Origin of the sequence: Pseudomonas sp. IT-P176, assembly GCF_949767245.1 — a bacterium.
Taxonomy (GTDB): domain Bacteria; phylum Pseudomonadota; class Gammaproteobacteria; order Pseudomonadales; family Pseudomonadaceae; genus Aquipseudomonas.
The window spans coordinates 1-13,557 of record NZ_CATKPN010000037.1 but is presented as its reverse complement, the minus strand read 5'-3'; the positions used below and the strand labels follow the sequence as shown (position 1 = coordinate 13,557).

The following is a 13,557-nucleotide window of genomic DNA, read 5'->3' as shown; positions in this document are numbered from 1 at the left end:
CCCGATGAGCCTCAGCGTGCACGAGTACCTGCAGTGCGATGCCACTGCGCTGGCCGAGCTGGTCAGGCGTGGCGACGTCAGTCCCGGCGAGTTGCTGGACCTTGCCGACGGGCAGTTGCAACGCCTCAATCCGCTGCTCAACGCCGTCAACCTGCCCATGCTGGCGCAGGCACGCAAGCGCTTGGAAGACCCTCTGAGCGGCCCGCTGGCAGGGGTGCCGGTGCTGATCAAGGATGCGATCCAGGACTACGCTGGCTTGCCCACGTCCAACGGTAGCCAGGGCTTGCGCCACACACCGGCAACCGAGCATTCAACGGTGGTCCAGCGCCTGCTGGACGCTGGCGCGGTGATCCTCGGCAAGACCAGCACCCCGGAACTGGCCCTCAAGGCCAGTACCGATTCCCGGGCTTTTGGCCTGACCCGAAATCCTTGGGACCTGACGCGCACCCCGGGCGGCTCCAGCGGTGGCTCGGCCGCTGCCGTCGCAGCGGGTATCGTGCCCATGGCCGGGGCCAATGATGGCGGTGGTTCGATCCGGATTCCGGCAGCCTGTTGTGGTCTGCTCGGCCTGCGTCCATCACGCGGCCGGGTACCCTGCGGGCCGGCGACGGGTGAAGTGTGGGAGGGCGCGTCCAGTGACCTGGTGGTGTCGCGCAGTGTGCGTGATTCGGCCCTGGCCCTGGATGTACTGGCCGGTCCCGGTTGCGGCGAGCCCTTTGTGATCGCCGCGCCACAGGAACCGTTCTGCACGCTGATGCAGCGCGATCTCGGGCGCTTGCGTATTGCTTTCAGTTGCCAGTCGCCGCTGGGCACCGAAGTGCATCCGGACGCTGTCGCTGCGGTGCAGCACAGCGCCCGGCTGCTCAGTGCCCTGGGGCATGAGGTGTGCGAAGACCGGCCGCTGTACGACGGCCACGAACTGGCGCGCTGTTATCTGGAGATGTATGGAGGTCAAGTTGCGGCAACGCTGGCCCAGGCCCGCGCGCAGGGTGCCCGCAGCCGCGACTTCGAATTGACCACGCGCGTGCTCGAAACCCTCGGCAACGCCAGCAGCGCCGGTGACTATGTCGGGCGCCATCGGCGCTGGAATCACTTCGCCCGTGCCTTGGGGGCATTCCATCAGCGGTATGACCTGTTCCTGACGCCGACACTCGCCAGTCCACCGTTGACGCACCAGGCGGTGCAGATGCCGCGCGCCGAGGAGCGCCTGCTGCAACTGTTGCTCACCAGCGGCGCACTGGCGGTGCTGGCGCGCCTGGGCATGATGGAAAAGCAACTGGGCGAACTGTCCCGGCAGAACCTGGCCTTTGTGCCCTTTACCCAGTTGGCCAACCTCACCGGAACTCCGGCAATCAGTGTGCCGTTGTTCTGGACCGAGCAGGGGTTGCCCCTGGGGGTGCAGTTCATCGCGGCGTTCGGCAACGAGGCGCTGCTGCTGCAAGTGGCGGCCCAACTGGAGCAGGCACAGCCGTGGCTGCAACGCTTGCCTGCGCTGGCGTACCCGGCATGAGCCGGCTGGACGGAACCTGTGTGGTGGTGGGAGCCAGCCACGCCGGTGCACAGTTGGCGATCAGCCTGCGGCGCGAAGGCTGGACCGGTCCCATTCAGTTGGTCGGTGAGGAGTCGACGTTGCCTTACCAGCGTCCCCCCTTGTCGAAGTCCGCGCTGCAAGGCGCCGAGTCCGGGCCGGCGCCCATCTACAGTCCCGAGGCCTATGAGAAGTCGGGCATCAGCCTCATGCCGGGAGCACGGGTACGGGAGATCGACCGGGTGCAGCAGCATGTCGTCCTCGACGATGGTCGGCGCCTGGGTTACGACAAGCTGGCCCTGTGCACCGGCGCGCGTGTGCGCAAATTGCAACTGCCTGGCCATGCTCTGGCAGGCGTGCACTACCTGCGCACGGCGGCGGATGCGCTGGGCATTCGTGCCCAGGCACGAGCGGGCAGGCATGTGGTGATTGTCGGTGGCGGCTACATTGGCCTGGAGGCTGCCGCGGCCCTGCGCCAGTTGGGCCTGCAGGTCACGCTGCTTGTGCAGGGCGCCCGTGTGCTGGAGCGGGTGTCGGCTGCCGAGGTCTCTGCCTACTTTGCGCGACTGCACGCCGCCCAAGGCGTGGACATCCGCACCCATGTCCGTCCAGTGGAACTGCGCGGGGGCCGACGGGTCGAGCAAGTGCTGTGCAGCGATGGCTGTTTGTTGGCGGCCGACCTGGTGCTCATCGGCATTGGCGTCCAGCCCAACCTGGAACTGGCCCGCGATGCGGGGCTGGCGGTCGGCGACGGAATCCTGGTGGATAATTGCGCGCGCACATCGGACCCCAACATCGTGGCGGCGGGCGACTGTGCGTTTCATCCCAATGGGCTGCTCGGTTACTCGCTACGCCTGGAGTCCGTGCCCAACGCCACGGAGCAGGCCAGGAGTGCAGCCGCCAGCCTGTGCGGCCTGCGCAAACCCTACTCGGCGCTGCCGTGGTTCTGGTCCGACCAGTACGACTGCCGGTTGCAGATCGCCGGGTTGAACCGTGGCTACCAGCGTGTGGTAGTCCAGGACGATGCCGCAGGGCGCGCGCGCGTGGTCTGGTACATCAAGGATGAGCGGATCCTCGCAGCGGACTGCATCAACAGTCCCAAGCAGTTCATCCGGGCGAAAAAGCTGCTGGCCGAAGGCGCAAGCGCCCAGGCGCTGGCTGAGATCGGTTGACGACAGGTCGTGCGGGGCGGTGGATCATTCGAGGGAAAGCGGGGTGATGCCCGCCACCAGCGGTTTTTCCGCCAGCCCGCCAAAACTGTGGGAAGCGTCGACATAACGCATCGCCGACTTGACGTCTTTCCAGCCGACATAGCTCATCAGTGACTTGATATCCCAGCCATTGGCGGTCGCCCAGGTGGCAAAGCCGCGGCGCAGGGAGTGGCTGGTGTACAGCTCGGCGGGCACCCCGGCTCGGCGAAACAGGCGGCGCAGCAAGGGGATCAGGCTGTTGGCGTGCAAACCGTCCGGCGCCAGGTTGCCCCAGCGGTCCAGGCGCCGGAACACCGGCCCATAGGCAATGCCGGCGGCCGTGATCCAATTGCCATAGGCCTGCACCGGGCAGAGCTTTTTCAGGGCCGGGGTCTGGAAGCGGGTCCCCAGGTGCTGGCGATCGCCTTTACTGTGGGGCAGGTAGAAGCTGATCCCGACCCCCGCTTGCAGCTCGGTGTGTTCAACTCGCAGGCGAGACAGCTCATCGCCGCGAAAGCCACGCCAGAATCCGATCAGCACCAACGCGGCATCCCGCCGACAGCGCAGCACGGTGGGCCAGTCGTACTGCTGGGCGGCCAGCGTTGCCTGGTGCTCCAGCCAGTCGATGGCCTGCTCCAGGTGTTGCAGCAACAGGGGCGCCGCCTGCTTCTCCTGCGCCGGATGCAAGGTGCGGATGCCCTTGATCATCTGCCGCACCGTCGGCGTCTTGGTCGGGTCGGGAAATCCCTGGGTGATGTGCCATTGGGCGAGGGCGGCCAGGCGTTGCTTCAAGGTGCTGATCGCCAGTTGATCGGCGTAGTCGGCCAGGTAGCGCACGATGCTGTCGCCCGTCGCCGGCAAGAACCCGCCCCAGGTCACTTCGAAGTGCTCCACCGCGGCACGGTAACTGCGCCGGGTGTTCTCCCGGGTACCGGCCTTGAGGTAGAGATCGACCTTGTTCAACGTTAGCTCCCCACAGTGGCTGATCAGGTTTTGTCGAGCGAAGTAGAGCGCAAATTCTGGAAAACAGCAAAAAACCATAAGAAATAAAGGCTTGCAGCTGATGCAGGAGGCCGCGAGTCGGCTGTTATCCAGCGCTTGCGCAACAATGTTCGCGTTTTTTTAATTGAGCCGTACTTGATTTCATAACAAGAAAATTTGCGTTGTAGGTTATTTCCTTAAATGCGTAAGAACTTTCTCTTTCTAATGTTCGGGGCTGGAAAGACCTCTGTCAGTCATCCACTATTACAACTTGCAGGTGTTTATCTTGTTTGTTTGTTGCCGAATAAATGGATTTACCTAACGAGGTCGGTGGATCGGTTGCCGAGATCACATCGGTTGTTACGTTATTATCTGGAGGATGTATGGCGTCAAGTAGTTTTCAGAACGAAGTGCCCAAGGCACGGATCAATATCAAGCTCGACTTGCACACCGGTGGGGCGCAGAAAAAAGTCGAGTTGCCGCTCAAGCTGATGGTCATGGGCGACTACAGCAACGGCCAGGAGCTGCGGCCCTTGTCGCAAAGAACCAAGATAAACGTTGATCGCAACAACTTCGACAGTGTCCTCGCCGAGTTCGCCCCTGACCTGAAAATGGCAGTGCCCTACACCTTGACCCAAGACGGTTCGCAGACGGTTATCGAGTTGAAGTTACGTAACCTCAAGGATTTTGAACCTGAACAGGTAGCACGGCAAATACCGCAACTGCGTGCACTGCTGGCGATGCGCAATCTCCTGCGCGACCTAAAGTCCAATCTGCTGGATAACTCAACCTTTCGTTACGAACTCGAACTCATACTCAAGGATGAAGGGTTAAGTCATGAGCTTCGCAACGAACTGGCTGCCTTGGCTGTGCAAGACGATCGCTAACTCCGCCCGGATCCTTTAAAAGGAAGTTTATCCCATGCCTGTAGAACATCCCCACGCACAATCGCGCGGCGCACACGTGTTGACCGAAGAAAGTCGCGGCGTCTATGGCGCCCTATTCAGCAAGATCAACCTCAACCCGGTTGCGCAGTTGGGCGGCATTGAAACTTTTCAAAGCAGTGAAGCATTGGCCGAGGCCTCTGCCGACGAGCGAGTGACTGCCGCCGTCAGCGTGTTCCTCAAACTGCTAGAACAGTCGGCACAGAAGGTCGAGCGCCTGGATAAGAGCCTGCTCGACGAGCACATTGGTGCGCTGGATGCGCAGATCAGCCAACAACTGGATGCCGTGATGCATCACCCGGATTTCCAGCGAGTCGAGTCGACCTGGCGTGGAGTGAAGTCGTTGGTCGATCAGACCGATTTCCGCCAGAACGTACGTATCGAGTTACTGGATATCAGCAAGGAGCACCTGGTACAGGATTTCGACGATGCGCCCGAAGTCGCGCAAAGCGGTTTTTATGTGCAGACCTACACCCAGGAGTACGACACCCCGGGCGGCGAGCCGTTTGCAGCGGCCATTTCCAACTTCGAGTTCGATCGCAGCCCGCAAGACATCGCTCTTCTGCGCAATATCTCCAAGGTCGCGGCTGCCGCGCACATGCCGTTCATTGGTGCAGTGGGCCCGGCGTTCTTCGGCAAGGAGTCGATGGAGCAGGTGGCCGCCATCAAGGACATCGGCAACTACTTCGACCGTGCCGAATACATTAAATGGAAAGCCTTCCGTGACAGCGACGATGCCCGCTACATTGGCTTGACCATGCCACGGGTACTCGGCCGTCTGCCCTATGGCCCGGACACCGTGCCGGTGCGCAGCTTCAACTATGTCGAGAGCGTCAAGGGCCCGGATCACGACAAATACCTGTGGACCAGCGCTGCGTTTGCTTTCGCCGCCAACATGGTCAAGAGCTTCATCACCAATGGCTGGTGTGTGCAGATACGTGGCCCACAGTCTGGGGGGGCGGTCAGCGAACTGCCGATTCATCTGTACGACCTGGGCACAGGTAACCAGGTGAAGATTCCATCGGAGGTGATGATCCCCGAGACCCGTGAATTCGAGTTCGCCAACCTCGGTTTCATTCCGCTGTCGTACTACAAGAACCGCGACTACGCCTGCTTCTTCTCGGCCAACTCGACGCAGAAGCCGGCGCTCTACGATACCGCCGATGCCACCGCCAACAGTCGGATCAATGCACGCTTGCCGTACATCTTCCTGCTGTCGCGCATTGCTCATCATCTGAAGCTGATCCAGCGCGAGAACATTGGCACCACCAAAGACCGGCGCTTGCTGGAATTGGAGTTGAACAAGTGGATAGGCGGGCTCGTGACCGAAATGACCGACCCTGGCGACGCCCTGCAGGCTTCGCACCCCCTGCGTGATGCGAAGGTGACAGTCGAGGATATCGAGGACAACCCCGGGTTCTTCCGCGTCAAGCTGTACGCCGTGCCGCATTTCCAGGTGGAAGGCATGGACGTCAACCTGTCGTTGGTTTCGCAAATGCCGAAAGCGAAAGCCTGATCACTTTGTAGGGAATCTTGATGAATATCGACCGCCCCCTGTGGAATGCGGGAGCCCTGTTGTGCCCGCAGCAATTCCAGCAGCAGGCTCGCTGGGAAGCCCACACCAACCAGGCCATTGCCCATTTGTCGCGGGTGCATCCATGGGGGGTGCAAGCCGTGGCTTTCGACACACAGGCCCTGAAGCTGGGCCTGCTCAAGGCTACTCAACTGTGCGTACGGATGCCTGACGGCACCCTGATCGATAGCCAGCAAGCCGATCGTCTGCCACCAGCCCTGGAACTGGCCCGTCTGCTGCCTGAAACCTGCCAGCAGGTCACGCTGCTCCTGGCGCTGCCACTGGAACAGGCCAATGGCAACAACTGCCTGTTCGAGGGGGACAGGGCAGATCGGCCGGTGCGTTATCGCCAGGACTGGCGTCAGGTCCAGGATATCTTCGGCGATGACGTGCAGTCGGTTGGAGTACTGGAACATGCACTGAGCTTGCGCCAGGAAAACGATGACAACGGCGACTACCTGACCTGTGCGGTCGCGCGCCTGGTGCGTGACGGCCTGGGTGCCTGGAGTCTCGATCCGGCGTATGTGCCGCCGTTGATCAGCTTTGCCGCGCATCCCGGTCTGCTCGGGCAACTGGACAACCTGCTGATCCAGTTGTCGGCCAAGCGTCAGCGATTGATGGGCATGCGCCGCGAAAGCAACCAGCGCATGGCCGACTTTGCCGTGGCCGATGTGTCGTTGTTCTGGCTGCTCAATGCCTTGAACACCTACCAGCCGGTGCTGGCCGATCTGCAGGCGCATCCTGCGCGTCATCCGGAGCAGGTCTATCAGGACCTGGCCAAGTTGGCGGGCAGTCTGCTGACCTTTTCCCTGGATCACGATATCGAGCAGATTCCGAGCTATCGGCACACCCAGCTGGAGAGTGTATTCGCGCCCTTGATGAGCACCATCTCAACCTTGCTCGAAGCCAGCCTGCCGTCGCGGGTCATTGCTCTGGAGCTGCAGGAGACCGGGGCCAATCGTTGGCAAGTCAGCCTCAACGATGGGCGCTTGCGTGAACCGGATGGCGCGGACTTCTACCTCTCGGTGCGCTGCCGCCTGCCGGTGGTGCAGGTGCAGGAGCAGTTCCCGCGCCTGTGCAAGGTCGGTACCCCGGATGATGTCTCGCAACTGGTCAATGCCGCGCTGGACGGTGTTCCCTTGTTGTCCCTCAGTCATGTGCCGGCGGCCATCCCGTTGCGCCTGGAGAACCAGTACTTCGCCCTCGACCTGGGTCACCCCAAGGGACGCGCGATGCTCGCAGCAGGGGTCTGTGCGTTCTACGTGCCCAGCACACTCACCGACGTCAGTCTTGAACTGTTTGCGGTACTGCGCACATGAGCCTGCGCACCGCACAAAACCACCGCGTCATGGCGCTGGATATCGATGGGCTGATGCAAGATAGCTATCTGCTGGTTGTCGAACTGCGCCAGGGCGCGTCGGCGCACAACAGTGATCAACTGTGGCAGCGCTGCGTTGAACAGGTAGAGCGGGTTCGCCAGGACCTCGCGGCGGCCCACGTCAGCCAACGCAGCATCGAACTGATCAGCCACGCGCAATGCGCCTTGCTGGATGAAACCATGCTCGGCTGTGCCCAGGGCGATGCCCATGCGAGGTGGGCCGGCGAGCCACTGCAGGCGAAGTTCTTCAACCGGCACCAAGCTGGCGAGTTTTTCTATGCCGACCTGCGCGAAGTGCTGCATCAGCCTGCGCCGGACCCGCTGGTACTGACCACCTTCCAGCGCGTGCTGATGCTCGGTTTTCGCGGCCGCTACCCCGACAACGATGATCCTGAGCGTGAACAATTGCTGGCCACGCTGACTGCCCGGGTTGCGCCCTTGCAGCTCGAACACAGCCTGCCCAGTCAGTTGCCCGCGGGGCGGCGCCTGGCTTGGCTGTGGCGGGACACTTCAGCGCTGGTGCATCTGTTGATGGCGGCAGTGGTGCTCGGGCTGGTGTGGTGGGGGCTCGACCAACTGCTGGGCAATGTGATCGCCACGCTAGTGCCGGGGCAGGCATGAAAGCCTTGCCGATGACCTCCAGGCAGGCGCAAGGGCTTTGGCTGTGGGCGGGAGCGCTGGGGCTTGGGTTGCTGGCGATTATCCCGCTCGCAGGTTGGCTGCGGGCCGTGATGGTCTTGGCCGTGCTGTTACTGGTCGGCCGGGCCTGGCTGCGCGTGCGCCGTGAGGCGCGCCTGCGCGGTTGCTCCTTGGCACTGGCCGGCAACGCCTGCCTTCCACCGCCCGGCTACCGCTTGCCCGTGGTGCTGGTCTGGGGTGATAGCGCCAACCAATTGTTCGCGCTACCCCCGACGTCGCAGATCGCGCTGCGCACTACCGGGCAAGGCTGCTTCGTACGGGTACCGAGCCTTGAACACCTGCCCTCACTGGTCGCCGAGCTGCTGGCCGAGCGTGCACAGTGGGGCGAACAACTCAGTGTGCTGTTGATCATCAATCCCGCGGAGCATACCGACAGTGCCGCACTGGCCGGCCAACTGCGCGCCTTCTGCCATCAAGTGGGACAAGTGCGCAAACGCGGGATTGGCTTGCCGCTGATGCTGGCGAGCTACCTGCAGAGTGCGCACGCTGCCGGTCCATGGTTCAGTTGGGAAGCGGGGCAGGTCCAGCCCTGGGTGCGCGACTCCAGCGCCTGTGTCAGCCTCGGCGATTGGCAGCGCCAGGCCGCTGACCCGGGCACCCGGGCTGCACGTTTGCAGGCCAGCGTGCAACTCAACAGTGCTGCGGCCTGGCTGGCCGAGTCGGTGCTGCCACACCTGGCCAAACGGGACGGACATTCCGCCCTCGGCCCTGCGCTGGCCTGCGCCGTCACCCTGGTGCCGGCCGTGGCCGGGACCTTGCCGGGCAACCTGTGGCAGCAGTGGCTGCGCGACAAGCTGGCCTTGCTCGATAGCCCCTCGGTACAACCGCAGGTGGACAGGCCGCTGACCTTTCCCGATCCGTTGCTGTCTGTGCTGCCAATCCGCCCCTCTCGTTTACCGTTGCGTGGCGCGCCGCTGATCGCACTTTGGCTATTCGTCGCGGCGGCTGTCGTGGCCCTCGCCAGCTCAGCCTGGCAGAACATCTTGTTGGCCCGCCAGGTCAGCGATGATCTGCGTCGCTACCACGTCATTGCCCACAGCGAGCGGCCAGGGCATCCATCGTTCACCCAGCGCGAAGGCGCACTGGCAGCCCTGCGCCAGTCCGCGGTGCGCCTGGATCTCTACTACCGCCATGGCGCACCACTGGCCCTGGGACTCGGCCTGTATCACGGCGAACGATTGCGCACGCCGTTGTTGGCGACTATTGCCGGACACCGGTACCCGACGGCCTCGACTCCGGCGGACGTAAGGCGCCAGGTTCGCCTGGACAGCCTGTCACTGTTCAGCAGCGGCAGTGCGCGCCTCAAGCCGGACTCGACCAAAGTGCTGATCAACGCCCTGGTTGGCATCCAGGCCCAGGCCGGTTGGCTGATCGTCATCGCCGGGCACACCGACGCCACCGGCAACGCCGAGCACAACCTGCAACTGTCCCGTGCCCGTGCGGCGGCGGTGCATGACTGGATGCAGCGCATGGGCGACTTCCCCGACAGCTGCTTTGCGGTCCAGGGCTTTGGCGCCAGCCAGCCGATCGCCAGCAATGCTACCGAGGCCGGGCGCACCGCCAATCGGCGCGTCGAAATCCGTCTGGTCCCGGAAGCGGGGGCCTGTGTGTTCCCCACAGCCGGATCGGACAGACAACCCCCTGCCGCAACCGCGGCAATCGAGTACTGAGAAAGGAGTTTCACATGGCAATTCCCGTTTACCTATGGCTGACCAATGACGGTGGCAGTGCAATCAAAGGTTCGGTGGACATGCAAGGGCGACAGGGCAGCATCGAAGTACTCGCCCTGGACCACAACGTGTCGATTCCGACCGACAACAACACCGGCAAGCTGACCGGCACGCGCATTCACTCACCCTTTACGTTCACCAAGGAAGTCGACGCCGCCACCGTTTATCTGCTCAAGGCGGTGACTTCCGGTCAGACCCTGCGGAGCGCTGAATTCAAGTGGTACAGCATCAACACCGCAGGCCAGGAGGTGGAGATCTACAGCGCATTGCTGGAGCAGGTCAAGGTGGTGAAGGTCGCCTCGAAAATGCACGACATCAAGGACCCCGCCAAGGAAAAACACAACCACCTGGAGGAAGTCGAACTGCGCTACGAAAAAATCACCTGGTCCTTCAAGGACGGCAACCTCAACCACTCGGACGCCTGGAATACGCGCGAGAGCGCTTGACCTGAAACCGCCAGCAGGTTGATCCCGACCTGCTGGTTCCGGTGTGCAGGGTTGAGTGTCCGTGCGCGGACACTCAACCCTGCACATCGCGCGGCACACCTAACGCTGGCGCAACTGCCTGCGCACCCAGAATCCAGTATAAGGACGTACCTGCATGGCCCCTGACGCCTCCCGTTTGCTTCGCCGCCTCAATCCCTATTGTGCCCAGGCGCTGAGCTCGGCCGCTTCGCTGTGCCAAAGCCGAGCCCATGGGCAGATCAGCATCGAGCACTGGCTGCTCAAGCTTCTGGAGCAGGGCGAGGGCGACCTGACCCTGATCGCGCGTCGCTACCAATGGGACATGGATGCGCTGTGGCGCGGCTTGCTCGAGCACCTCGACCGTCAGCCGCGCAGCGTGCAGGGCAAGCCGCAGCTGTGTGGCAAGTTACAGCAACTGATCAGGGATGCCTGGCTGCTGGCCTCGCTGGAGGACCATTGCACCAGCCTGCGTTCTGCCCACCTGCTCGGTGCGTTGCTGCAGACGCCAAGCCTGCTGGCGTGTGATGCGGCATGGCCATTGTTGAGCCTGGGTCAAGCGCAGTTGCAGCAGCTGTCCAGTCTGCTCGATCAACACTCCGAGGAGCGTCCCCAGGCTCAACAGCAAAGCGCGGTGGGCGACGGCAGCCTGTTGCCTGAACCGTGCAAACCGCCGGCGGACGATGCCTGTCTCCAACGATTTACCCAGGACCTCACCGCCAAGGCCAGGGCCGGGCAGATCGACCCGGTGCTGGGTCGCGACGACGAAATCCGTCAGGTGATCGATATTCTCAGCCGTCGACGCAAGAACAATCCGTTGCTGGTCGGTGAGCCCGGGGTAGGCAAGACCGCACTGGTCGAAGGTCTGGCGTTGCGCATTGCCCAGGGCAATGTCCCCGACAGCCTCAAGCCAGTCAGCGTGCGCACCCTCGACCTGGGGCTGTTGCAAGCTGGCGCCGGGGTCAAGGGGGAGTTCGAGCAACGCCTGAAAAACGTCATCGAGGCGGTGCAACAGTCGAGCAACCCGGTGCTGCTGTTCATCGACGAAGCCCATACCTTGATCGGCGCCGGCAACCAGGCCGGCGGGGCGGATGCAGCGAACCTGCTCAAGCCCGCGTTGGCCCGGGGTGAGTTACGCACGATTGCAGCGACCACCTGGAGCGAATACAAGCAGTATTTCGAGCGTGACGCCGCCCTTGAACGCCGTTTCCAGCAGGTCAAGGTCGACGAACCGGACGATGCCAGTGCCAGTCTCATGCTGCGGGGCCTCAAGGCGCGTTATGCCAGCCACCACGGCGTGCATATCGAGGACGCGGCGGTCCAGGCCGCTGTCAGCCTGTCACGGCGCTACCTGACCGGGCGGCAACTGCCGGACAAGGCTGTCGACCTGCTCGACACCGCCAGCGCCCGGGTACGCATGAGCCTGGACTGTGAACCGCAAGCACTAGTGCGCCTACGCGGCCGCCAGGTGGCGCTGGGCCTGGAACGCGAGGCCCTTGAAGCCGACCAACACCTGGGTGGTTGCCAGGCCCGTGAGCGTCTGGCATCGATTGCCGCGCAACACGCCGATCTTCAGCACCAGCAGGCTCAACTGCAGCAGCGCCACCAACAGCAACTGGAGCTGACCCGACAATTGCTCGACGCCCGCCAGGCGGTGCCCGCGTGCATGGACACCTGCAGCCAGTTGCAGGCGCAACTGAACGACGCCCAGGGCAACCAGCCCCTGGTGTCCCTCGACGTCACGGCTCGCAGCGTCGCTGAAGTGATCGCCGACTGGACCGGAGTGCCTCTGGGTAGTCTGCTCAAGGATGAACAGGCCAGCCTGCTGGCGCTGGAGCAGGAACTGGCGACGCGGGTGGTGGGTCAGGCGCCGGCGTTGAGCGCTCTGGCCCAGCGCCTGCGTGCGGCACGGACCGGCCTGAGCGAAGAAAAGGCGCCCCTGGGCGTATTCCTGTTGGTCGGCACCAGCGGTGTCGGCAAGACCGAGACCGCACTGGCCCTGGCGGACTGTCTGTTCGGCGGCGAAAAGTCGCTGATTACCCTCAACCTGTGTGAATACCAGGAAGCCCATACCGTCAGCCAACTCAAAGGCTCACCGCCTGGTTATGTCGGCTATGGCCAGGGTGGCGTGCTCACCGAGGCAGTCCGCCAACGCCCCTATAGCGTGGTGCTGCTGGACGAAGTGGAGAAAGCCCATCGCGACGTCCTTAACCTGTTTTACCAAGTCTTCGATCGCGGCTTCATGCGCGATGGCGAAGGGCGGGCAATCGACTTTCGCAACACCGTGATCCTCATGACGTCGAACCTGGGCAGCGAGCAACTGCAAGCCTGTCTCCAGCAGCAACCCGATGCCCCCGACAGCCTTCTGCACGAACTGCTGCACCCGCTGCTGCGCGAGCACTTCCAGCCGGCGTTGCTGGCACGCTTCCAGACCCTGATCTATCGCCCACTGGATGCTTGCGCGCTCAAACGCATCGTCGGCCTCAAGCTGGCCAAGGTCGCCGAGCGTTTGCAGCGCCACTATGACCTCGAATGCCACTACGACGAACCCCTCAGTGACGCTCTGGTGAGCGCCTGCCTGCTCCCCGACGCCGGCGCGCGCAACATCGACAGTTTGCTCAACCAGCAAATCCTGCCGGTGCTCAGCCAGCAGTTGCTGCAACGCCAGGCAGCCCGCCAGCCCACCCGTAGCGTGACCTTGGGTTATAGCGAAGAACAGGGCGTCAGCCTTGAGTTCACCGACAGCGTCACGGAGGCCTGAGCATGTCCAGTCCATCACTCAGGTTTTTCGACCACAACCGGCATAAGCTGCGGGTCGAGGGGGTCGAGACGCCGCTCGACGTGCTCGCTTTCGAAGGCGAAGAGCAACTCAGCCAGCCGTTCAGCTACCGCATCGAATTCACCAGCAGTGCCGGGGAGATCGAGGCCGCGCAGATGCTTGGCCAGCGTGGGCAGTTGAGCCTGTACGCCTTGGCGTCGAAGGTGCCGGTGTTCAGCTTCAGCGCCCCCGACGTGGTCCTGCCCTTGCGCACGTTGCGCGGTGTGGTCACAGCTTTTCGACGCCTGTCCGGCT

Annotated in this window: 10 protein-coding genes and 1 pseudogene; 10 read left to right on the top strand and 1 reads right to left on the bottom strand. The window is 63.1% G+C overall.

Annotation, left to right across the window (positions count from 1 at the left end; translation table 11 throughout):
* Nucleotides 1–4: 4 nt before the first annotated feature.
* On the top strand, nt 5–1,510 hold the full coding sequence (locus ACM6IP_RS09745) for an amidase (protein ID WP_401129807.1): 1,506 nt from the start codon (nt 5–7) through the stop codon (nt 1,508–1,510).
* Nucleotides 1,471–2,700: an NAD(P)/FAD-dependent oxidoreductase gene (locus ACM6IP_RS09740; protein WP_401129809.1), complete on the top strand. Its 1,230-nt coding sequence runs from the start codon at nt 1,471–1,473 to the stop codon at nt 2,698–2,700. The genes ACM6IP_RS09745 and ACM6IP_RS09740 overlap by 40 nt, the downstream gene beginning before the upstream one ends.
* A gap of 24 nt (nt 2,701–2,724) precedes the next feature.
* Here ACM6IP_RS09740 and ACM6IP_RS09735 read toward each other — a convergent pair whose 3' ends face one another.
* Nucleotides 2,725–3,681 (bottom strand): site-specific integrase, encoded by a 957-nt coding sequence (locus ACM6IP_RS09735; RefSeq protein ID WP_414861372.1) that lies wholly within the window; start codon nt 3,679–3,681, stop codon nt 2,725–2,727.
* 401 nt (nt 3,682–4,082) lie between these two features.
* Between ACM6IP_RS09735 and tssB the strand changes: the two genes are divergently transcribed.
* The 8 genes and pseudogenes from tssB to ACM6IP_RS09695 form a co-directional block, all read left to right on the top strand.
* The gene (gene tssB, locus ACM6IP_RS09730; RefSeq protein ID WP_414861371.1) at nt 4,083–4,586 is read left to right on the top strand and encodes a type VI secretion system contractile sheath small subunit; all 504 of its coding nucleotides are present in this window, start codon (nt 4,083–4,085) and stop codon (nt 4,584–4,586) included.
* A gap of 34 nt (nt 4,587–4,620) precedes the next feature.
* Nucleotides 4,621–6,159, top strand: coding sequence for a type VI secretion system contractile sheath large subunit (gene tssC, locus ACM6IP_RS09725; RefSeq protein WP_401129815.1), 1,539 nt, complete (start codon nt 4,621–4,623; stop codon nt 6,157–6,159).
* A gap of 20 nt (nt 6,160–6,179) precedes the next feature.
* A complete protein-coding gene (gene tssK, locus ACM6IP_RS09720; protein WP_414861370.1) occupies nt 6,180–7,535 on the top strand; it encodes a type VI secretion system baseplate subunit TssK in 1,356 nt (451 codons plus the stop codon).
* On the top strand, nt 7,532–8,215 hold the full coding sequence (gene tssL / locus ACM6IP_RS09715; protein ID WP_414861369.1) for a type VI secretion system protein TssL, short form: 684 nt from the start codon (nt 7,532–7,534) through the stop codon (nt 8,213–8,215). The genes tssK and tssL overlap by 4 nt, the downstream gene beginning before the upstream one ends.
* Nucleotides 8,212–9,963 (top strand): OmpA family protein, encoded by a 1,752-nt coding sequence (locus ACM6IP_RS09710; protein ID WP_414861368.1) that lies wholly within the window; start codon nt 8,212–8,214, stop codon nt 9,961–9,963. The genes tssL and ACM6IP_RS09710 overlap by 4 nt, the downstream gene beginning before the upstream one ends.
* Before the next feature lie 14 nt (nt 9,964–9,977).
* On the top strand, nt 9,978–10,469 hold the full coding sequence (gene tssD / locus ACM6IP_RS09705) for a type VI secretion system tube protein TssD (protein ID WP_414861367.1): 492 nt from the start codon (nt 9,978–9,980) through the stop codon (nt 10,467–10,469).
* A 154-nt stretch (nt 10,470–10,623) separates the two neighbouring features.
* On the top strand, nt 10,624–13,245 hold the full coding sequence (gene tssH, locus ACM6IP_RS09700; RefSeq protein ID WP_414861366.1) for a type VI secretion system ATPase TssH: 2,622 nt from the start codon (nt 10,624–10,626) through the stop codon (nt 13,243–13,245).
* A 2-nt stretch (nt 13,246–13,247) separates the two neighbouring features.
* Nucleotides 13,248–13,557, top strand: a pseudogene (locus tag ACM6IP_RS09695) (type VI secretion system tip protein VgrG); the annotation flags it as partial.